The 20,578-nt window shown below is 37.7% G+C and carries 21 protein-coding genes, 2 pseudogenes and 1 other annotated feature; of the genes and pseudogenes, 20 read left to right on the top strand and 3 right to left on the bottom strand.

Annotated features, from left to right (window positions below; translation table 11 throughout):
- The first annotated feature begins 8 nt into the window (after nt 1-8).
- The 10 genes and pseudogenes from yihA (at nt 9) to AKK44_RS01960 (ending at nt 8,894) form a co-directional block, all read left to right on the top strand.
- Nucleotides 9-608 (top strand): ribosome biogenesis GTP-binding protein YihA/YsxC, encoded by a 600-nt coding sequence (yihA, locus tag AKK44_RS02000; protein ID WP_037595789.1) that lies wholly within the window; start codon nt 9-11, stop codon nt 606-608.
- A 147-nt stretch (nt 609-755) separates the two neighbouring features.
- Nucleotides 756-889 (top strand) — a sequence feature (ribosomal protein L10 leader region).
- A 28-nt stretch (nt 890-917) separates the two neighbouring features.
- Entirely contained in the window at nt 918-1,418 is a 501-nt protein-coding gene (gene rplJ / locus AKK44_RS01995; protein ID WP_054278288.1) for a 50S ribosomal protein L10, read from the top strand.
- 64 nt (nt 1,419-1,482) lie between these two features.
- On the top strand, nt 1,483-1,848 hold the full coding sequence (gene rplL, locus AKK44_RS01990) for a 50S ribosomal protein L7/L12 (protein WP_037595784.1): 366 nt from the start codon (nt 1,483-1,485) through the stop codon (nt 1,846-1,848).
- 684 nt (nt 1,849-2,532) lie between these two features.
- Entirely contained in the window at nt 2,533-3,150 is a 618-nt protein-coding gene (locus tag AKK44_RS01985) for a hypothetical protein (RefSeq protein WP_054278287.1), read from the top strand.
- A gap of 571 nt (nt 3,151-3,721) precedes the next feature.
- Complete coding sequence (locus AKK44_RS01980) at nt 3,722-4,984, top strand: ATP-binding cassette domain-containing protein (protein ID WP_236686644.1); 1,263 nt, start codon at nt 3,722-3,724, stop codon at nt 4,982-4,984.
- Between the two features lie 8 nt (nt 4,985-4,992).
- Complete coding sequence (locus AKK44_RS01975; protein ID WP_054278285.1) at nt 4,993-6,564, top strand: ATP-binding cassette domain-containing protein; 1,572 nt, start codon at nt 4,993-4,995, stop codon at nt 6,562-6,564.
- A gap of 193 nt (nt 6,565-6,757) precedes the next feature.
- Nucleotides 6,758-6,920 (top strand): annotated as a pseudogene (locus AKK44_RS09195) (DUF5966 family protein); the annotation flags it as partial.
- A gap of 99 nt (nt 6,921-7,019) precedes the next feature.
- Nucleotides 7,020-7,277: pseudogene (locus tag AKK44_RS01970) on the top strand (peptidylprolyl isomerase); the annotation flags it as partial.
- 137 nt (nt 7,278-7,414) lie between these two features.
- A complete protein-coding gene (locus tag AKK44_RS01965) occupies nt 7,415-7,954 on the top strand; it encodes a folate family ECF transporter S component (protein WP_054278283.1) in 540 nt (179 codons plus the stop codon).
- Nucleotides 7,955-8,285: 331 nt separating this feature from the next.
- Nucleotides 8,286-8,894: a glutathione S-transferase family protein gene (locus AKK44_RS01960; RefSeq protein WP_054278282.1), complete on the top strand. Its 609-nt coding sequence runs from the start codon at nt 8,286-8,288 to the stop codon at nt 8,892-8,894.
- A 69-nt stretch (nt 8,895-8,963) separates the two neighbouring features.
- Here AKK44_RS01960 and pbp3 read toward each other — a convergent pair whose 3' ends face one another.
- On the bottom strand, nt 8,964-10,226 hold the full coding sequence (pbp3, locus tag AKK44_RS01955; RefSeq protein WP_054278281.1) for a D-alanyl-D-alanine carboxypeptidase PBP3: 1,263 nt from the start codon (nt 10,224-10,226) through the stop codon (nt 8,964-8,966).
- 89 nt (nt 10,227-10,315) lie between these two features.
- The gene (locus tag AKK44_RS01950) at nt 10,316-11,260 is read right to left on the bottom strand and encodes a polysaccharide deacetylase family protein (protein WP_054278280.1); all 945 of its coding nucleotides are present in this window, start codon (nt 11,258-11,260) and stop codon (nt 10,316-10,318) included.
- 200 nt (nt 11,261-11,460) lie between these two features.
- Here AKK44_RS01950 and AKK44_RS01945 point away from each other — a divergent pair, with 200 nt between their 5' ends.
- The 5 genes from AKK44_RS01945 to folK are packed head-to-tail and all read left to right on the top strand — an operon-like array spanning nt 11,461 to nt 15,002.
- Entirely contained in the window at nt 11,461-12,720 is a 1,260-nt protein-coding gene (locus AKK44_RS01945) for a bifunctional folylpolyglutamate synthase/dihydrofolate synthase (protein WP_054278279.1), read from the top strand.
- A gap of 54 nt (nt 12,721-12,774) precedes the next feature.
- Nucleotides 12,775-13,341: a GTP cyclohydrolase I FolE gene (gene folE / locus AKK44_RS01940; RefSeq protein ID WP_054278278.1), complete on the top strand. Its 567-nt coding sequence runs from the start codon at nt 12,775-12,777 to the stop codon at nt 13,339-13,341.
- A gap of 9 nt (nt 13,342-13,350) precedes the next feature.
- The gene (folP, locus tag AKK44_RS01935) at nt 13,351-14,151 is read left to right on the top strand and encodes a dihydropteroate synthase (protein WP_054278277.1); all 801 of its coding nucleotides are present in this window, start codon (nt 13,351-13,353) and stop codon (nt 14,149-14,151) included.
- A gap of 6 nt (nt 14,152-14,157) precedes the next feature.
- A complete protein-coding gene (gene folB, locus AKK44_RS01930) occupies nt 14,158-14,517 on the top strand; it encodes a dihydroneopterin aldolase (protein WP_037594634.1) in 360 nt (119 codons plus the stop codon).
- Entirely contained in the window at nt 14,514-15,002 is a 489-nt protein-coding gene (folK, locus tag AKK44_RS01925) for a 2-amino-4-hydroxy-6-hydroxymethyldihydropteridine diphosphokinase (RefSeq protein WP_054278276.1), read from the top strand. The genes folB and folK overlap by 4 nt, the downstream gene beginning before the upstream one ends.
- A 58-nt stretch (nt 15,003-15,060) precedes the next feature.
- Here the strand turns inward: folK and AKK44_RS01920 are convergent, their stop codons facing one another.
- Nucleotides 15,061-15,438, bottom strand: coding sequence for a hypothetical protein (locus AKK44_RS01920; protein ID WP_152911047.1), 378 nt, complete (start codon nt 15,436-15,438; stop codon nt 15,061-15,063).
- Between the two features lie 302 nt (nt 15,439-15,740).
- On the opposite strand from AKK44_RS01920, the gene murB reads away from it, so the two are divergent.
- Genes murB through AKK44_RS01895 form a run of 5 tightly spaced genes read left to right on the top strand, consistent with a single transcriptional unit; the run spans nt 15,741 to nt 20,443 of the window.
- Nucleotides 15,741-16,628: a UDP-N-acetylmuramate dehydrogenase gene (murB, locus tag AKK44_RS01915; RefSeq protein WP_054278323.1), complete on the top strand. Its 888-nt coding sequence runs from the start codon at nt 15,741-15,743 to the stop codon at nt 16,626-16,628.
- A gap of 43 nt (nt 16,629-16,671) precedes the next feature.
- The gene (locus tag AKK44_RS01910; protein WP_054278274.1) at nt 16,672-17,826 is read left to right on the top strand and encodes an ABC transporter ATP-binding protein; all 1,155 of its coding nucleotides are present in this window, start codon (nt 16,672-16,674) and stop codon (nt 17,824-17,826) included.
- Nucleotides 17,810-18,604 carry an ABC transporter permease gene (locus AKK44_RS01905; RefSeq protein ID WP_054278273.1) on the top strand — a complete coding sequence of 265 codons (795 nt, stop codon included), beginning with the start codon at nt 17,810-17,812 and terminating at the stop codon, nt 18,602-18,604. Before AKK44_RS01910 ends, AKK44_RS01905 begins: the two co-directional genes overlap by 17 nt.
- Nucleotides 18,601-19,377, top strand: a complete 777-nt coding sequence (locus AKK44_RS01900) for an ABC transporter permease (protein WP_054278272.1) — start codon at nt 18,601-18,603, stop codon at nt 19,375-19,377. Before AKK44_RS01905 ends, AKK44_RS01900 begins: the two co-directional genes overlap by 4 nt.
- Nucleotides 19,370-20,443 carry an ABC transporter substrate-binding protein gene (locus AKK44_RS01895; protein WP_054278271.1) on the top strand — a complete coding sequence of 358 codons (1,074 nt, stop codon included), beginning with the start codon at nt 19,370-19,372 and terminating at the stop codon, nt 20,441-20,443. The genes AKK44_RS01900 and AKK44_RS01895 overlap by 8 nt, the downstream gene beginning before the upstream one ends.
- Nucleotides 20,444-20,578 lie beyond the last annotated feature (135 nt).

Raw genomic sequence — 20,578 nt, 5'->3', positions numbered from 1 at the left:
GAGACATGATGACACAAGAACAGCAATTAAACACTCATAATGCTTCTATTTTGCTTAGTGCAGCTAACAAAACACACTATCCCCAAGATGATTTGCCAGAAATTGCCTTGGCAGGAAGGTCCAATGTTGGAAAGTCTAGCTTTATCAACACACTTTTAGGGCGTAAAAATTTGGCTAGGACATCCAGTAAACCTGGGAAAACCCAGTTGCTCAACTTTTTTAATATTGATGACAAAATCCGATTTGTTGATGTTCCTGGATATGGCTACGCCAAGGTATCAAAATCTGAGCGCGCCAAATGGGGAATTATGATTGAGGAATATCTGACCACACGAGAAAACTTAAGAGCAGTTGTTAGCCTCGTTGATTTTCGTCACGAACCTAGCAAAGAAGACATCCAAATGTATGAATTTCTTAAATATTATGAAATTCCAGTAATTGTCGTTGCAACAAAGGCCGACAAGGTTCCTCGAGGCAAATGGAACAAGCACGAATCAATGGTCAAGAAAAAGTTGAACTTTGACAAGAGTGATGCCTTCATCATGTTTTCATCAACAGAGCGTCTAGGTTTGGATGAATCTTGGGACACTATTTTAGGCTATTTATAATCTTATTTTAGCGACTTTCTATTCAAGTCGCTTTTTTGTTGCAATAATTGAAATATTTTTAGAAGCCCTTTAAGACAGGAAATATAAACTGATATTTTTTAGGAAAAAAGGTTGACAAGCTAATAAAAATGGGTTATACTTAGTAAGGTTTTTGAAAAAGACTGACCTAAGACAGCAGGGGAGCATGCTCATAATATTCCTGCCGAGGCACAAAACGCATATTAAAAATGACGTCTTTGTACTTTCGTGTCTAGGTTTAGGTACGATTTTTTTGTGCCTAGCCCAAAAATAATTACGGAGGTAAAACTAATGAGTGAAGCAAATATTGCTAAAAAAGCTGAACTAGTCGATATTGTTGCTGAGAAAATGAAAGCTGCTGCAAGTATCGTTGTGGTTGATTCACGCGGACTTTCAGTTGATCAAGACACTGTTCTTCGTCGTTCACTTCGTGAAAGTGGCGTTGAGTTTAAAGTGATCAAAAATTCTATCTTATCTCGTGCTGCTGTTAAAGCAGGACTTGAAGGCATGGAAGATGTTTTCGTTGGACCATCTGCAATCGCATTTTCAAATGAAGATGTTATCGCACCAGCTAAAATTATTAATGATTTCGCTAAAACTGCTGATGCACTTGAAATCAAAGGTGGAGCAATCGAAGGCGCTGTATCTTCTAAAGAAGATATCATGGCTCTTGCAACATTGCCAAACCGCGAAGGTATGCTATCAATGCTACTTTCAGTTCTTCAAGCACCAGTTCGCAACGTTGCATATGCTGTCAAAGCTGTTGCAGAAAGCAAAGAAGACGCTGCCTAACATGTCTACAAGTAGCCTAGTGCTGCTAACTACATTATAATTTAACTATTTGGAGGAAAATACAATGGCATTAAACATTGAGAACATTATTGCTGAAATTAAAGAAGCTTCAATCCTTGAGCTTAACGATCTTGTAAAAGCTATCGAAGAAGAATTTGGCGTAACAGCTGCTGCTCCTGTAGCTGCTGCTGCTGCTGGTGGCGCTGAAGAAGCTGCTAAAGATTCATTTGACGTTGAGTTGACATCTGCTGGCGACAAAAAAGTTGGCGTTATCAAAGCAGTTCGTGAAATCACAGGTCTTGGACTTAAAGAAGCTAAAGGTCTTGTTGACGGCGCACCTGCTAACGTTAAAGAAGGCGTTACTGCGGCTGAAGCTGAAGAACTTAAAGCTAAACTTGAAGAAGCTGGAGCAACAATCACTCTTAAATAAGAAGTGTATAGCAATTTGATTGCGCAAACTTAGTAAATTAAGAGTTAAAAATTGCTTAGAGCAATTAAAAATAGGTAGAATAGTTTCATTCTACCCCAAAACCCCATCAAGTTATTTCTTGGTGGGGTTTTTTATTTGAACATTAAATTTACAACTTAGATGACTGTTTTAAAAACGTTACGCCATAAAGATGATTAATCAGCTAGTCTTGATCTTTTAATGTCCTCATCTCAAATGTTACAAGTGCGCAAATTTTGAAGGAAGTCAATGTTCCAATTTGTCAACTCAAGCCAGGCAAGATGACCTTATCTGGTAGTTAGCAAATAAGAAAAAATGATGGAAGAAATCAAATTTCTGTAAGCTCTAGTTGTCCTAAAAATTTTTAGGAGAGGACGAAATTCACTTGTATTAGCTAACAAACGGTGGTAAAATAGTTGGTGCAATTGAAACCGCTATCAATATCGCAATTGTTGTTTAGTCATTAGTTTCTGCCAGAGGAATATATTTATTATCGGGACATGCTAGTATCAAAATTGAATCAAAAATGTCTTTGTCTGAAATCGCTTATTATGATGCTGAAAATAACATAACTCGCGACAAATTTTTAGCAGACGGACATCAGTGATTAGTCATGCTGCAGTCCTAAGAAATAAAGGTCATATTAATATTACTTAGGGGGCTATCATGAAAAAAACCAAAAAAATTATTTTTGCACTTGCTTTAATTCTTGCCTTGCTTTTAGGGTCGTTTATTGTTTTAAAATCATGCGGTAGCAAAAACGTCGATAAGAGTGGCTTTGATCAAAAAACATCAAAAACAACTCAATCTTCAGCAACAGATAAGAAAAATACCAAGAGTTCTTCTAAAAAATCTGACAAGAATGGTTCAAAAACACAACAAAAAGTTATTAAGAGCCCTTTCCAAAACAGTAAAAATGATACTTCAACAACGAAGAAATCTGGAGTTTCAGAAAAACATGTGACTGAGTCAAGTGGCCCTACCGTAGCGCAGGATAGTCCGATTGAGAGCAAGCTTTCTCAATCAGAGAGTGAAGCTACAACTCAGCTTCAAGGAGGATTTGGAGGATGGGAAGCAACCTCAGGAACCTTAGAGCTAGATAAAGATACCCCGGTATATGCCGAGCCAAATAAGGAAAGCAGTGTTGTATATATGCACTCTAAAGGCGCAATTGAATGGCGTAGGTACTTTAACGAAAATGGCGAATGGTGGTATATGTTCCTTGAGAAAGGCGGGGATGAGGCAACTCAATTTTATATTGCATACTCAGACGTGAATCATTAATAATATTGAGAGATTCTTGAGAGAATCTCTCTTTGGCAAGGATAAATCAAGAAAAGTCTTGGGAAAGGTTGTGTCAACTACATAGAGAGCGGATACAAAGTTTGTGCTAATATAGGATGTTAAGCTGTAAAGCAATTTGATAAGCTGTTTACGTATGATATTAAATGATCAAATATGTAATTGATTCTATAATATTAGTAATACAATGCTAAATTACTATGACTTTTAACAAGTTAGCTAACCTTTCCTAGCTAACTTCTTTGTTTTAGAGGGACATGAGATGAAACTACTATCCTATCTTGGGAAATTCCGATATTTTGCCTTTATTGTATTTGTATTTGGGGCATTTTCCAGTATTTTGCAGTCCTTAGTTATTCAAAAATTTATTGTAATTGATACGGTATCGAATTTTGAGTCATTGGGAAAACTATTTATCGTGGGACTTTTGACATATTTGTTGTTTTATGGTTTGGAATTTTGTGCGAATGTTGTTCATGAGGTGTCTTGTAAACGTATCATGTTAGTATTGCGGAACAAGTTGACTAAGACGTTACTCCTATCTAGCGAGTCAATGGAACAACATGCAATAACGAATTTTCTCAGTCAAGATTTAGAATTTTTCTATGATAATTATGTGACTCAGGTTATGCGTTTGCCAAAAAATGGAATGATTTTCTTGGTTGTGTCGGTGTATTTAATAACCTTAAATTCTGTTCTAGCGTGTTTATTTATTCTAGGCTCTCTATTACGTCCATTGCCACAACTGCTTTTAAGTAAAGTTGCAGATTCTTTTGGTCAAAAGCAGAGTGAGGAACGAGAACGTTCTATGTCTCTCATCATGGACTATGTTAATGGAAGAAGTACAATATTGAATCATCAGGCTTTTGCGATGACTTATAGAAAACTTGAACATCAGGTACTAACCTATGAAACCACTCGCAGAAACTATTATTACTTGTCTAATTTTCTATTTTTCTGCAATGGGGTGACACAATTTTTAGGACGTGTTCTACCAGTTGGAATTTATTTTTTATTACCAGATTTTTTTGTACATATTTCAGCATCATCGATTGTGGCTATGTTTATTGCATCAAATAGTTTGTCAAATCCCCTTCAAAATATAATGTATGCTACTTTCAGTATGCAGGCTACTAATTCTGTCAAAACAAAAATCTATGATGTGATGGATAAGGTTGTTGATGACTCAGAAGTTTCATACATTCCAAATTTCAAAGCTCTGACTTTACAAGGAGTCACAAAATTTTATGGAGACAAACCTATTTTTAAAGATTTTTCCTATACTTTTGAAAAAGGGAAAAAATATTTGATTAAGGGAGCTAGTGGACGAGGTAAAACAACTCTTTTAAATATAATTAAGGGCGAAGCCATTGATTCAGGAAAAATTTATCTTGAGACTTGTGATGCTCAATTCTTTGAGACTTACCAAGCCAATATTGGCATGGTAAGTCAGTTACCATTTCTCTTTAATGGAACCCTAGAAGAAAATATCTGTTTGAATCAGACTTTTTCTCGTGAAGAGATGATAAAGGTTTTAAATCAAGTCCATTTACTTGAGGAATTACCAGAAGGTCTCAACTTTAAGATTGAAAATAACGGAAGTAACATTTCAGGTGGTCAACGTGTAAAAATAGAATTAGCGAGATTATTACTTCGTCAAAAAGATATTTTACTTCTTGATGAAGTAACTGCAGCATTAGATAAAGACAATGCTCGTCGTGTTCGAGAACTGTTTTTTTCACTTCCGATAACAATTATCGAAGTGGCTCACCATTTAGACGGAGCAATCATTTATAATGAGATTATAGAATTGTAGGTGATGAGATGTTTAAGTATTTTAATAAATTTTTAGTATCCGTAACTCTTATCTCCTGCATCTTAAATAGTTTCGTTTTTCTTATTGAACCATTTATTACCAATAAAATTTTTGACTTAACATCTTTAAATAGCAGTAAGGATGTTTGGAATTTTTTGATTTATGGATTAACTTTGTATGTGATTTTATATACGGTGATGTTTATAGCTAATCTCTTAATTAATCAGATTATGACAATTGGATGTGGTAATATTCGTCTTCGTCTTTATAAACATTTAATGCTTACTTATCCAGACATTGATAATGAAAGGAAAATTTCACTATTAACACAGGATGTTGAGTATTATCTCTTGAATCATATCAATCCTAGTATTCTACTTATTGCTCAGTTGAGCAACTTTCTCTTGCTTAGCAATTATCTTTTGTTTAAAAATATTCCGATTGGTCTAATGTTTATTGCTTGTGCTTTTATTTACTTATTGGTTCAATATGTTATTAGTAAAATGGCAGAGCAAAAAGGGAGTAAGCAGGTAAAAGAGAGACAGACTTTATTAGCATTAGTCAGCGATTTGGTTGCAGGAAGTTCAACTTTATCGCAAAATCAAGCTCTTTTGTCGACTATCAAAAAAGTTCAAAAACAATCCAAATATTACGAAGAATCTCGACAAAGCTTTGAGATAACACGAGCATTTTTTGCTTTTTTAGCTAATCTGATGCTCTTTGTATCTCAACTCTTACCAGTCTTTTTAGGTTTGACTTTGATTACAGCAGGGACTGATCTAAGAACAACTGATCTGATTGTTATGTTTATTGCAGCAACATGTCTGAAGCAACCGCTGATTAGTATTGTGGATGCTATCTTCAGACTTAAGGGAGCAAAATCTGTTTCGGAAGAATTTGATCAGATATTAAATCAGCCTACACCTAATGATAATGTGGATTTGCTTTTTACTGAAGGTTTTAAAGCTTTAGAATGTCATCGATTAAGACAATCCTTTGCTGGTAGGACTCTCTTCTCAGACCTATCTTATACCTTTGAGAAAGAAAAGAAATACTTGATAAAAGGACCAAGTGGCTCTGGGAAATCGACCCTTTTTAGGCTAATTTTACAAGAATTGCTTCCTAATGGAGGCTCTATCAAGATGGTATTTGATAATGGCCAAGTAATGAATGTTTATCGCAATCGTATTGGTTTAATTGCTCAGTCACCGTATCTATTTAATGATAGTATTCGTTTTAATTTGACTTTGGGAGAAGATTTTCCAGATGAGTTATTATTGGAAAAGCTAGAACAGGTTGGTTTAATGGCTGAGATAGATGATATTTTAAACTATCAGATAGTTAATAATGGAGAAAATATTTCTGGAGGTCAAAAAATTCGTCTTGAGATTGCACGAAGTCTCATTAGACAGAGAGATATTCTTCTTGCAGATGAAGTTACAGCTTCGCTTGATGTTAAAAATGCTAAAAACATCCGAAGCCTATTGTTTAATTTACCAATTACTGTTATTGAAATCGCTCATCATATTGATGATGAATTTATCTATGATGGTGAAAATGATTTATCAAATTATGTTTGATTAAGGAAGTGAAACCGGACTGTTTAAAACAAAATGAATTGACTTAGTCAATGCTCAGTGAAAATTTGGAATTAAATAACAGTTCCGAAAATATTTAGTATGACTGTTTAGTAGATATGGACTGGAGGGTGTGTGAAAAGACAAAATTCAATATTATTCGTTTAAATAAAAAGAGAAATCATAGTTAAGTTTTTTTCTCAGTGTTTATGGAATTTACTTTTTTCACAGAGCGATACCTATACAACAAAGACTTAGCAGCAAATGGGATTTGGAGTTTTACAGGCTTTTATATAGTCTTTAATTGCTTTATTTTATGTGTCATCATAAGTAAGATTGTCAAAAACAGAATAGTGTAAATAATAGGGTTACCAAAGCGGTAGTCCTTTTCTTGTGATAACTTCTCCAAGCCATTCCTGTTAAGATGTTGCTATCTATGGAAAAAGGAGATAGTAAACATGATCAATAAAGTAAAAGCTAGGGCATTGATTGGGTTAGGAGGGCTAGCGATAGCAACTTTCATTATTCTGATTGGTTATACGATTGGAGCACAATCGGTTACTCGGCAGACGAATCATCAGATAAAGACGGGAACTCATAAACTGCTAACCAAAGAAAAACAAGCAAAAGAATCGAGGATTTTGTCTGATAAGTTGGTCAAAGAATTCTTAACTCAGTATTTTACAAAGTCTAAACTAGGTGAGAACAATGTTAGAAAATAGTCATTTGGAGAAGTTTCGTTGTATATTGGTATAAGCTCCATAGTCACAAGCTTCTCAAAAATAAATAACTGTCTTGACACATGTAAACTACCAAGGTATAATATTAATATCAAAATGAAAGCAGGATACCGATGAATAGACTATTCAAAACTAACATTGCCTACATCCCTCCATTAGAAGCCAAGACTCTGTCTCTGTCAGCTTTATTATTAGCGATGGATGTGGTCCTTTACAAACTGGCTTTTGGTCCTCCTTATTTTCAAGTAAGTTTTGGTTTTTTATCCATGGCTTTAATGGGCTATCTTTATGGTCCTATATGGGCTGGGTTTTTAGAAATTTTATCAAGCGCTATCAATTCAACACTTTTTGGAACTGGTAATTTTCATCCTATCTTTCTTATAACAGCATTTCTCGGAGGTGCTATTAATGGACTATTTCTCTATCATAGCCAAGTTCGCTTACGAAATGTTTTTTTTGCTCAGTTTTTAATCCTTCTAGTAGTTAGTTTAATTATGAATTCTTGGTTCATTTCTATCGTTTATAAAGCTGATTTTTTTGCAGTATTTTGGGGGAGATCCTTGCGTAATGCATTTTTACTTCCAATACATACTTATTTAGGACATGCTTTCTTAAAAACGTTAGAAAATCGGCGTATTTTCCATAATTTATAATCAAGCAATCACAGAAAGAACTTAGAGTTGATTGTTACTAACTATAGCCATAACATTCATGGAAATTAAAAAAAAACATTCTTGAAGATACTGGTTTTGTTATTAGCGATTTTGAGTTTCATCAATAGTAACCGAAGGTGACTGTCTTTTTAAAATCAACTACGAATGTTATTGCAATGAGATAAATGATCTGATAGCTTTTTAAGAAAGCAATATTTGAATTGTAGTAGAAATTTTACAATCAAGTAGAAGGGACCAATCTGGTCTTTTTTATTATGTAAGGGGATACATTTGTGATACAATGAAGATAATAAAAAAAGGAGGTCATTCGATGAAATTATTTTATGCACCTGGTACTTGTGCACTTGCTTGTTGGATTTCGCTGGAATGGGCTGGCGCAGACTATAGTGTTGAAAAAGTAAAACTTGGTTCGCCAGACTACCTTAAGATTAACCCATTAGGGATGGTACCTGCTGTACAACTAGAAACTAATGAGATTTTGACGCAAGCTGGCGCAATCTTGCAGCACATTGCTAGACAATATCCAGAAAAAGACTTGGCAGGTGATTCTGATGCCTTGTCAGAATTTCGATTTAATGAAATAATGGATTTTTTGAGTGCGGATTTTCACCCAGCTTTTTGGCCAATGTTTAGCCCTAATCGCTACACCACGTCAAAAGATCCAGATAACATTGAGCAGACACTGCAATCGTCCTATATCTTGATTGACAAGGTAATGACTTACCTTGATGGATTAATCGGAGACACGAATCATGTCTACAAGAATAAGCGAACAGTAGCAGATGCCTATGCCTATGTTATGGCCTTGTGGGCAAAGAAAACTCCAAAATCTTATGATCAGTATCCGAACATTTCTCGGTTTATGGCAGAAATGGAAAAAGATTCGGCAGTTCAAAAGGTTTTAAAAGCCTCTAAATAGTAAGTTTTTGTATTGCTTCACATAAAAAGAAGATGCCTTTGAAGGCATCTCCTTTTAGTATAAAAAACATTACAATTGTTCATTAATAAATCGAACGATTTTTTGCCACCAAATGACGGGGAAGGGTGCTTTTGAAACAGCTTTGGCTGCTCTGATGGGTATTTTGTAGGGCTGTTTTAAAAAGCGTTCCTTTTTCGATAGGGGGGAGACGGTGACGTAGCCAACTCGTTGACGATGCTCAATAGGTGCTTCTGAGGTAGTGGGTGAAAGAAGCAAGTCTTTGCTAGATTGATGTGGATCTTTATCTGAAGTGATCACACTGACGGGTTGTTCAGCGTAGACACTGATAGATTTTTCCTTGCCATTAATGATTGCAAGCTTTTTGTTAGGAATGACTTGCCCTTTTTGGACCAAGGTTTCTTTGCGATAGGTCGTTGCGATATGGGTTAATAGATTGTCGCTTGCGTGAAAACGTGCGTCGGCGTCATTTTCGGCATTATCAGCGTTCATGATTACGGTAATGATGCGCATGCCATTTTCGATAGAACTGGTCACTAAACATTGTCCAGCAAATGTGGTCGTTCCTGTTTTTAACCCATCGACAGTTTCTCTAGCAGCAGACATTCCTGGCAAAAGGTGGTTAAAGCTCTGGATGGCGCTGCCATCAAAAAAGACATAAGGTTCTTTTGTAATGAGTAAAATTTCTGGAAATTCCTCGATGAGGTGCATGGCCATTTTGGCAACGTCCTGAGCACTCATCTCGTTCTCGTCTGATATTTGACTCCCAGGGTATAAGCGATGTTTTAAAAACGTGTTTGGTAAGCCAGAGGCATTGATCAGTTTCACGTCATGGATATCCCATGTTGCAAGCTGTGCCTTCATAAGGTCAACAAACTGAGCCTCTGTCCCTGAAATGTGCTCAGCTAGAGCAATGGCTGCACTGTTTGAACTAGCAACTAAGGTAGCTTTGAGCAAATCCTCAACGCTGTAGTGCCGTTTATCCAGTGGAACGTTACTGAGAGCATGATTTTGGGTCAAGGCATAGGCGTCATCAGAAATAGGGACGTCATCAGACAAGGTCAGTCCCCCTTGCTTGATTTCCTTTAAAACCAAATAGGCAGTCAGGAGTTTTGTCATAGAAGCGATGCCATCTCTTTTTTTGGCATCTTTTTCATAGAGAACTTTCCCGGTTTGGACTTCTATGGCGATAGCATGCTCTGCGCTGACCTCAAAGTCATTTCCTAAAACAATGGTTGCTAAGCTTAAGTGAAAGCCAACGACAATAGTTGCGATTAGGAAATGTTTTAGGTTTTTTTTAAAAATAATATTCATAATGATATTATACCAAAATTCACAGAAAAAACTCCTTAATCGTCATAAAAAACACATTTGATTGCTGTGTTCAAATGCGTTTTGTTATATTATGGTGCAATGGTAGTTAACAGATTTTCAGCTGTTGTTGTTGGCAATATTCGGATACGTTTGAGTGATAACAAGCCATCTGCGGCGCTAGCAATTCCTTCGTTAGTGGTGACTCCTAGCTTGTAGTGTAATTGTTCAGCAATTGACAAGGTGGTATCGTTATATTTACCTGACGGATAGGCAATAGCAATAGTATTTTGTTCAAGTTCTTTATCTAAGTATAATTTGGAATCCTCCATTTCAGCCGTTTGTTGCTCAAGGCTAGACTGAGAGAGGTCAGGGTGGTTAACAGTGTGATCTTGAAAGGACATTCCTGATTTTTTCATTTCTTTCATCTGTTCTAGAGTTAAATTGGCGACACTTCCAGCTTCTGTCAGGCCTGTAATGACATTGTTGGTAGCTTTAGCTTGGTATTTTTTTAGAATAGGAAATGCAACCCTGTAAAAATCAATCATACTATCGTCAAAGGTTAACCAGACGACTTTTTCGGCGGGCAATTCATTAGCTGATAAGGCACGGTAAGCCTCTTTAGGGCTTAAAAAGTAGTAGCCAGCTTCTTTGAGAGCTTTTAGGTGACTGTCAAAAAGATCTGGAGCTACAATCAGATTGGCATTGGCAGCTTCTTCTGGAGCCATGACATGTACAGCGTGATACATCAAAATAGGCACTTGGACAGGGGTGTCATATTTTTTCCAGTGTGTTTGTTTCTCGGGCTTAGGGGCAGGTGTTTCTTTGAGAACTTTTGACTTGTGTTTAGCTGGTTTTGACGGTGAAAAAAGTGATACTTTAGGGAGTTTTTGTGACCATTGAGACAGGTTGATTTTGGAATGGTGTTGCGATAACACAAAAATCAGCGATAATCCTGCAATACAGCACATGAGCAAGATAAGATTAATAATGGTGAGTATTTTTCGTTTTTGACGCCGTTTATGTCTGTTTTCCATTGATGACTCCTTTTAAATAATCTTATTCTATTGTAACATTTTTTAAAGAAAGAATGTTTTTTCAATGAGATTTTTTAGAAGGAGCACCAGAAAACAAGTGACTGACCCTGTCGCTGAAAAAGGTTGGTTTCAATAAGACTATCAGCTTTTACTTTTTGGGTTATATGTTATACTAGTTATAGATTTTGTGAGGTATATAAATGAATTATCAAGAGATGTTAGCATGGATTCATGATCAAAAAAAATTTGGCATCAAACCTGGTTTAAAAAGGATGCTGTGGGTGCTTAGCCAGCTAGGCAATCCCCAAAATCAGATTAAAGGAATACATGTTGTCGGCACAAATGGAAAAGGGTCTACGGTTAATAATCTGCAAAAGATTTTCACACTAGCAGGCTATGAGGTGGGGACTTTTACCTCGCCTTATATTATGGATTTTAGAGAGCGCATTGGTCTTGATGGGCATATGATTTCAAAAGAGGACCTTGTTGCGACAGCTAATCGGGTTCGTCCGATTGCAGATCGATTGCCTCAAGAGACGGATTTAGGACCTGCTACAGAATTTGAATTGATTACCTTAATCATGTTTCTTTATTTTGGCGAGGTGCATCCTGTCGATATTGCTATTATTGAGGCGGGTCTTGGCGGCTTGTACGATTCGACCAATGTCTTTCAAGCAATGGCAGTGGTTTGTCCGTCTATCGGCCTAGATCATCAGCAGATTTTGGGCGACACCTACCAAGATATTTCCCGCCAAAAATCGGGGGTATTAAAAGGCGGTGAACATGTGATCATGGCTATCGAACAAGACGAAGCAAGACAGTGCTTCATAGACAAAGCAGAGCAAGTAGGCGCAAATATCTGGGAATATAAAAAGCAATTTGGCATGACAGAAACAGGAAAAATCTATGAATTTACGAGCTCAGAAGGAACTATTTCTGACCTTGCGATTGCAATGCCTGGGCAACATCAAGTTGCTAACGCAGCATTGGCTATCATGACTAGCTTGCTGTTGAAAGATACCTATCCTAAAGTCAGTCAAACGGCTATAAAAACAGCGCTGGCAAAAAATCACTGGCTAGGGCGGACAGAGCTATTAGCTCCTAATTTCATGATTGATGGCGCCCATAATCATGAAAGCGTGGCTGTCTTGGTTGATTTATTACAGACGACTTATCCAACAAAAAAAATCCATATTCTTTTTGCTGCGATTGATACCAAGCCAATCTCAGATATGCTGGCTCAATTAGGAACTTTGGGCACTGTTGAGGTGACGACTTTTGATTTTCCTAATGCCTATCCGATAGACAAATACCCTAAAGAATTACCAAGAGTGTCTCATTTTTCATCTTTTTTGGAACGCTTGGAACAGGCTAGTGAGGATGAGTTTTTCCTCATCACAGGGTCGCTTTACTTTATCTCTGAAGTTAGGCAGTATTGGAAGCATCAACACACAGATTAACGATTTTGTGCCCAGTGCACAGAAACTAAGACTATTAAAAAAAGGGGAAGATAATTGCCTATTAACCACAAAAAAGCAGAAGCAGCTATCTATCAATTATTAGAGGCTCTGGGTGAAAATCCTGAGCGAGAAGGGTTGCTAGACACACCAAAGCGTGTTGCCAAAATGTATGCTGAGATGTTTTCGGGATTAGCACAAAATCCCAAAGGTGAATTTACAGCAGTCTTTTCAGAAGAACACGATGATATGATTTTAGTCAAAGATATCAGTTTTTACTCCATGTGCGAACACCATTTGGTTCCTTTTTATGGGAAAGCTCATATTGCTTATTTGCCTAGAGATGGTCGTGTGACAGGGTTGAGCAAACTAGCAAGAGCAGTTGAGGTAGCTAGCAAAAAACCACAATTGCAAGAACGCTTAACGTCACAGATTGCTAACGCCTTGGTAGATGCTTTAAATCCTAAAGGTGTTTTTGTTATGGTAGAAGCAGAGCACATGTGTATGACGATGCGGGGGATTAAAAAACCTGGTAGCAAAACCATCACGACAACGGCTAGGGGATGTTACCATGACAACCGTGAAGACAGACGGGACATTATGAGCTTGATTGAAAAACACTAGGAGAGTCGTATGAAAATTGGAAAGTTATCATTGGGTCGAAAGGCTGCTATTATGGGGATTTTAAATGTCACTCCGGACTCATTTTCGGATGGAGGATCCTATACGAGTATAGATAAGGCTCTATCTCAGGTAGAACGCATGTTAGCAGAAGGCGCTGATATTATTGATATTGGAGGCGAGTCGACTAGACCGGGCTACCAATTTGTACCAGCTGACGAAGAAATCGCCCGCGTTGTTCCCATTATCAAGGCCATAAAAGCTAAATACGATGTTCTTATCAGTATTGACACCTATAAAACGCAAACCGCAAAGGCTGCGCTAGAAGCAGGAGCAGATATTATTAACGATGTCTGGGCGGGCTTGTATGATGGCGAGATGCTATCTTTGGCGGCAGCCTTTGATGTGCCTATTATTTTAATGCACAATCAAAAAGAAGAGCGTTATCAAGACATCACCCTAGAAGTTTGTGACTTTTTAGCAAAAAGGGCTGAAAAGGCGCTACAAGCAGGCGTCAAAAAAGAGAATATTTGGATTGATCCAGGCTTTGGCTTTGCCAAGTCAGTTACCCATAACATGACCTTGTTAAAAGAACTTGATAGAGTCTGTCAACTGGGCTATCCTGTGCTGTTTGGCATTTCTAGAAAGCGTGTTGTTGATGCCTTATTAGGTGGTCAAACAAAAGTAGAGGATCGAGATGGAGCAACGGCAGCCTTGTCTGCATATGCTATTTCTAAGGGCTGTCAAATAGTCCGAGTTCATAATGTTCTTGCCAATAAGGACATCGTGTCTGTTTTTAATCAATTGATATGAGGAAGTATGGATAAGATTATATTAGAGGGTTGCCGTTTTTATGGTTATCACGGTGCCTTCCAAGAAGAGCAACGTCTAGGTCAGATTTTTCTAGTGGATTTAGAGTTATCGGTGGACTTAACAGAGGCATCGTTGTCAGATGACTTAGCAACAACGGTTCATTATGGTTTGGTTTTTGAAGCAGTACGCAAATTAGTTGAGGAAAAAACATTTACGCTAATTGAACGATTGGCAGGTGCTATTTGCCAAACTCTGTTTGAGGAATTTTCAGCTATTCAAACCATTAACATCAGCATAAAAAAAGAAAATCCCCCTATTGCAGGTCACTATAAGGCTGTGGGGATTCAATTGGAGAGGCATAGATGACACTGGTTTATTTAAGTTTAGGTAGCAATATGGGTGACCGAGAGGGCTATTTAACAAAAGCGCTCGAGTTTTTGGCAGCTTTACCGCAGACCAAACTATCACGTCAATCTCATATTTATGAAACCGCGGCGTGGGGAAAAACAGATCAGGCTGATTTCTTGAATATGGCTTGTCAGCTAGAGACAGACCTGACCCCGACTGAGCTGCTCGAGCTTATACAAGGCATTGAAGAGCGTTTAGACAGGGTTCGGCATGAAAAGTGGGGTCCAAGAACCATTGATATTGATATTTTACTATTTGGGGACCTCTCGTATGAGACGAGAGTGTTGCAAATTCCCCATCCTTACTTGACTCAGAGGGCATTTGTCCTTATTCCTCTACTTGAGATGGACGCTAACCTCAGACTGCCAGGTGACAAGCGTTTGCTGATGGATTACCTAGCGCCTTTAGATCAAAGTGATTTAAAACCTTATATGGCACCATAGGAAAAACCCCCTAGGACTTCTCATCTGAGAGCCATTAGGGGGTTTTTAGGATAAGTCATTATTTGTAAGAGAAACCGTCTTTATCAGGTCCATATAGTCCTGGACGCCAGTTATCATACTTGTGATTGTAGCCGTCAGGGTCAATCTGGTCTAAAGTAGGGTATTTGTAATAGAACCCATCAGCATCAGGTGCGTATAGTCCTGGACGCCAGTTGTCATATTTGTGGTTGTAACCATCAGGGTCAATCTGATCAAGGGTAGGGTATTTGTAATAAAACCCATCAGCATCAGGCGCATATAGTCCTGGACGCCAGTTGTCATATTTGTGATTGTAGCCGTCAGGATCAATTTGATCAGCAGTTACTGATACACTAGTTATCCCGATGAATGTTGCTGCCATAAGTGCCATGGTAAGAGTTGTCATGTTCTTTTTCATTTGCAAAATCTCCAAAATAATGTTTAACAAAATCAATAAGGGCCCTTGAGTAACATTGTGTTGTTTTTCACAACATATAAATAATAGCATAGAAAACTTATTTTGTAAATAAAAAACTCATTTTTAAACAATGTTGTTATTTTATTAAAAAACAAGAGTTTGGTAACTAATGATCCTTATGAGTTCTTTAATTGAAAATCGTTAAGTTTCTCGTTATTTCTGTCAAAATCTGATATAATGGAATCGGCTCTTTGCCGATTTTGACTCGTGTGAGAAGTGATGAACGAAAGAAGATTATGATGATGATAACTGAACTTAATGGGATTGATATTCGACAAAAGGCGCTCCTAAAAGAATACACTTACACCAAGGTGGGAGGTCCAGCTGATTATCTAGCTTTTCCTCGAAATCGTTACGAATTAGCTCGTATTATTAGCTATGCCAATAAAGAAAAAATACCTTGGTTGGTTTTAGGAAATGCGAGTAATTTAATTGTCAGAGATGGTGGCATTCGAGGATTTGTTATCATGTTTGACAAGCTAAATACGGTTCGAATTAACGGCTATACCTTAGAAGCAGAAGCAGGTGCCAACTTAATTCAAACAACCAAGATTGCTAAATTTCATAGTTTAACAGGTTTTGAGTTTGCTTGTGGGATTCCTGGCAGTATCGGAGGCGCTGTGTTTATGAATGCGGGTGCTTACGGCGGAGAGATATCCCAAATCTTTTTATCTGCTAAAATTCTGACCAAACAAGGAGAGATTAAAACCATCTCAGCTAGAGATATGGCTTTTGGCTATCGGCATTCAAGTATCCAAGAGACTGGAGATATTGTGATTTCAGCTAAGTTTGCTTTAAGACCAGGCAACTATGAAGCAATCACGCAAGAGATGAATCGTTTAAACCACCTAAGACAACTCAAACAACCGTTAGAATTCCCGTCATGTGGCTCAGTATTTAAGCGCCCACCGGGATATTTTGCCGGACAACTCATCATGGAAGCAAACCTCAAGGGATATCGTATTGGTGGTGTTGAGGTTTCTGAAAAACATGCTGGTTTCATGGTTAATGTTGCTAATGGAACTGCCAAGGATTATGAGAACTTGATTGCTCATGTTATTGATACGGTTTACCAAAATTCTGGCGTAAGGCTCGAGCCAGAGGTTCGTATTATTGGAGAAATCCTGTAATTGATTTACTAATAAAGAAAATACCGTGGAGGATTTATGACAATTGACTAAGCCGATTATCACATTTAACAATGTCTCAAAGACATTTGAAGATAGCAACACACATGTGTTGAAAAACATTAACTTTGAATTGGAAGAAGGAAAATTTTACACCCTACTAGGGGCTTCTGGTTCAGGAAAGTCAACTATTTTAAATATTATGGCGGGGTTGATTCAGGCGACTAGCGGTGATATTTACCTAGATGGCAAGCGAATCAATGATTTGCCAATTAACAAACGAGACATCCATACTGTTTTTCAAAACTATGCTCTTTTTCCGCACATGACTGTGTTTGAAAATGTTGCTTTTGCTTTAAAAATGAAAAAAGTCAATAAAAAAGAGATTGCAAAACGCGTTAAAGATGCCTTGAAAATGGTTCAATTAGAAGGCTATGAAAAACGCTCGATTCAAAAGTTATCGGGTGGTCAGCGCCAACGTGTGGCAATTGCACGCGCCATTATTAACCAACCGCGCGTGGTTCTTTTGGATGAACCCTTATCAGCTTTAGATTTAAAGCTGAGAACAGAGATGCAGTACGAGTTGCGTGAATTGCAACAACGCTTGGGCATAACCTTTGTGTTTGTGACTCACGACCAAGAAGAAGCGCTAGCAATGAGTGACTGGATTTTTGTCATGAACGATGGTGAGATTGTTCAGTCGGGGACACCTGTTGATATTTACGATGAACCAATCAACCATTTTGTCGCTAATTTCATTGGAGAATCAAACATCATCAATGGAACCATGATTGAAGACTATCTCGTATCATTTAACGGCAAGACATTTGAATCGGTAGATGGTGGGATGAGACCAAATGAGCCTGTTGAAGTCGTCATTCGTCCAGAGGACTTGCAGATTACTCTACCAGAAGAAGGAAAATTACAAGTCAAAGTAGACACACAACTGTTTCGTGGGGTTCATTACGAAATCATTGCTTATGATGAATTAGGAAACGAATGGATGATTCACTCTACTCGTAAGGCTATCGAAGGTGAGGTTATTGGTTTAGATTTTACCCCAGAGGATATCCATATCATGCGACTCAATGAGACTGAAGAAGAATTTGATGCTCGAATTGAAGAATATGTTGAGATGGAAGATCATGAAGTTGGTCTCATCAATGCCATCGAGGAGGAGCGTAATGAAGAAAACGTCTAGCCTCTTTACCGTTCCTTACTTTTTATGGATTTTTTTATTTGTGGTTACTCCAGTGACCTTGCTCTTCTATCATTCTTTTTTTGATATCCACGGTCAGGTCACCCTAGATAACTACAAAACTTTCTTTAGCTCGTGGACCTATCTGAGAATGAGTGCTAATTCCATCTTATACGCTGGTATTATTACTCTGGTGACTCTGCTCATCTCTTATCCGACAGCGTTCTTTTTAACCCGCTTAAAGCACAGGCAATTATGGCTGATGATGATTATTTTACCAACCTGGTTCAATCTACTCTTAAAAGCATACGCTTTTATGGGGATTTTCGGGCAGCAAGGTGGAGTTAATCACTTTTTAACCTTTATGGGAGTAGGCCCTCAGCAAATTTTGTTTACGGATTTCTCCTTTATTTTTGTGGCGTCTTACATTGAATTACCATTTATGATCTTACCTATCTTTAATGCACTAGATGATATTGACCAAAATGTCATTAATGCTAGCAGAGACTTGGGAGCAAATGAGCTACAAACATTTTCTCGGGTTATTTTACCCATGTCATTAAATGGTGTCCGAGCAGGCGTGCAGTCAGTTTTCATACCAAGTTTGAGTTTATTTATGTTGACTCGTCTGATTGGCGGTAACCGAGTGATTACACTCGGAACAGCCATTGAACAGCATTTTTTGACCACTCAAAACAAAGGGATGGGGGCAACCATTGGTGTTGTCTTAATCTTAGCGATGGTTGCTATTATGTGGCTAACAAAGGAGAGACGTAAATGAAAAAATTTGCCAATCTTTACCTAGCAGGGATTTTTATTCTCTTGTATTTGCCTATTTTTTACCTCATTTTTTACTCTTTTAACAAGGGTGGAGATATGAATGGTTTCACAGGCTTTACTTTTGAGCACTACCAAACCATGCTTGAAGACACGCGTTTGATGACCATTTTGTTGCAAACTTTTATCTTAGCCTTTACGAGTGCTCTTATCGCAACGGTTATTGGAACTTTTGGTGCGATTTTTATCCATCAGACGAAAACCAAGTATCAAAACGCTATTTTATCAACCAATAATGTCCTCATGGTATCTCCAGATGTCATGATTGGTGCATCGTTTTTAATCTTGTTCACGTCTTTAAAGTTTCAATTAGGCATGTTATCAGTGTTGCTTAGTCATATTGCTTTTTCTATTCCTATTGTCGTTTTAATGGTATTGCCACGATTAAAAGAAATGAATCAGGACATGGTTAATGCTGCCTATGACTTGGGTGCTAACCACACTCAAATGCTAAAAGAAGTCATGTTGCCTTATTTGACACCAGGGATTATTGCTGGTTACTTTATGGCGTTTACTTATTCGTTAGATGACTTTGCAGTGACCTTTTTCTTGACTGGAAATGGCTTTACTACCTTATCTGTTGAGATTTACTCTCGTGCTAGACAAGGAATCTCACTAGAAATCAATGCCATATCGACCATTGTTTTCTTGTTCTCAGTACTACTCGTAATCGGCTATTATTACATTTCACAAGACAAGGAGGACCAACATGCGTAAATTATATTCGTTTTTAGCAGGGGTCTTAGGCGTTATTGTGATTTTGTCAGCGCTATCTTTTATCTTGCAACAAAAATCAGGCTCTGCCAGTCAATCAGACAAGCTTGTTATTTATAACTGGGGAGATTATATTGATCCTGCCTTAATCAAAAAGTTTACTAAACAAACGGGCATTGAGGTTCAGTATGAGACCTTTGATTCTAACGAAGCCATGTATACTAAAATCGAACAAGGCGGAACAACATACGACATCGCAGTACCCAGTGATTACATAATCGACAAGATGATTAAGGAAGATTTACTCGTTAAATTAGACAAATCAAAACTAGTGGGTATGGAAAATATTGATAGCAAATTTTTATACAAAAGTTTTGACCCAAACAATGATTACTCAATTCCATATTTTTGGGGCACGGTAGGTATCGTGTATAACGATCAACTCGTAGATAAAGCTCCGATGCACTGGGATGACCTGTGGCGTCCAGAGTATAAAAACAGCATTATGCTTTTTGATGGAGCCCGTGAGGTGTTGGGTATTGGTTTGACAACTTTAGGACACAGTGTTAACGCTAAAAACCAAGAGAAATTAGAAGCAGCTGAAAAGAAACTCCAAGGCTTAACAGGCAATGTAAAAGCTATTGTTGCTGATGAGATGAAGGGTTATATGATTCAAGGCGATGCTGCTATTGGCGTGACGTTTTCAGGAGAAGCCAGCGAAATGCTTGACAATAACGAGCACTTGCACTACGTTGTCCCTTCTGAGGGTTCTAACCTTTGGTTTGACAACCTTGTTCTGCCTAAAACCATGAAACATGAAAAAGAAGCTTATGCTTTTTTGAATTTTATTAACGAACCAGAAAATGCTGCACAAAATGCAGAGTATATCGGCTATGCAACGCCAAATAAAAAAGCCAAGGAATTGTTACCAGATGACGTAAAAGGCGATCCTGCCTTTTACCCAACAGATGACATCATCAAAAAATTAGAAGTTTATGACAACCTTGGTCCTAAATGGCTTGGCATTTACAATGATTTGTACTTGCAATTCAAGATGTATCGCAAATAAGCAGTTCAAAAGGGCAGAAGACTTTTCAAGCTTCGCCTTTTTTTTGTTGGCTACTAGTGGCTAGTGAAAGCCTTTTAAAATCACTAGTATCTTAGGCTTATCTTTGATACAATAAGAGTAACTTATCGAAACGAA

Origin of the sequence: Streptococcus phocae, assembly GCF_001302265.1 — a bacterium.
Classification (GTDB): domain Bacteria; phylum Bacillota; class Bacilli; order Lactobacillales; family Streptococcaceae; genus Streptococcus; species Streptococcus phocae.
Note: the sequence above shows the minus strand (reverse complement) of the source record. Positions and strands in the feature narration are given on the sequence as shown.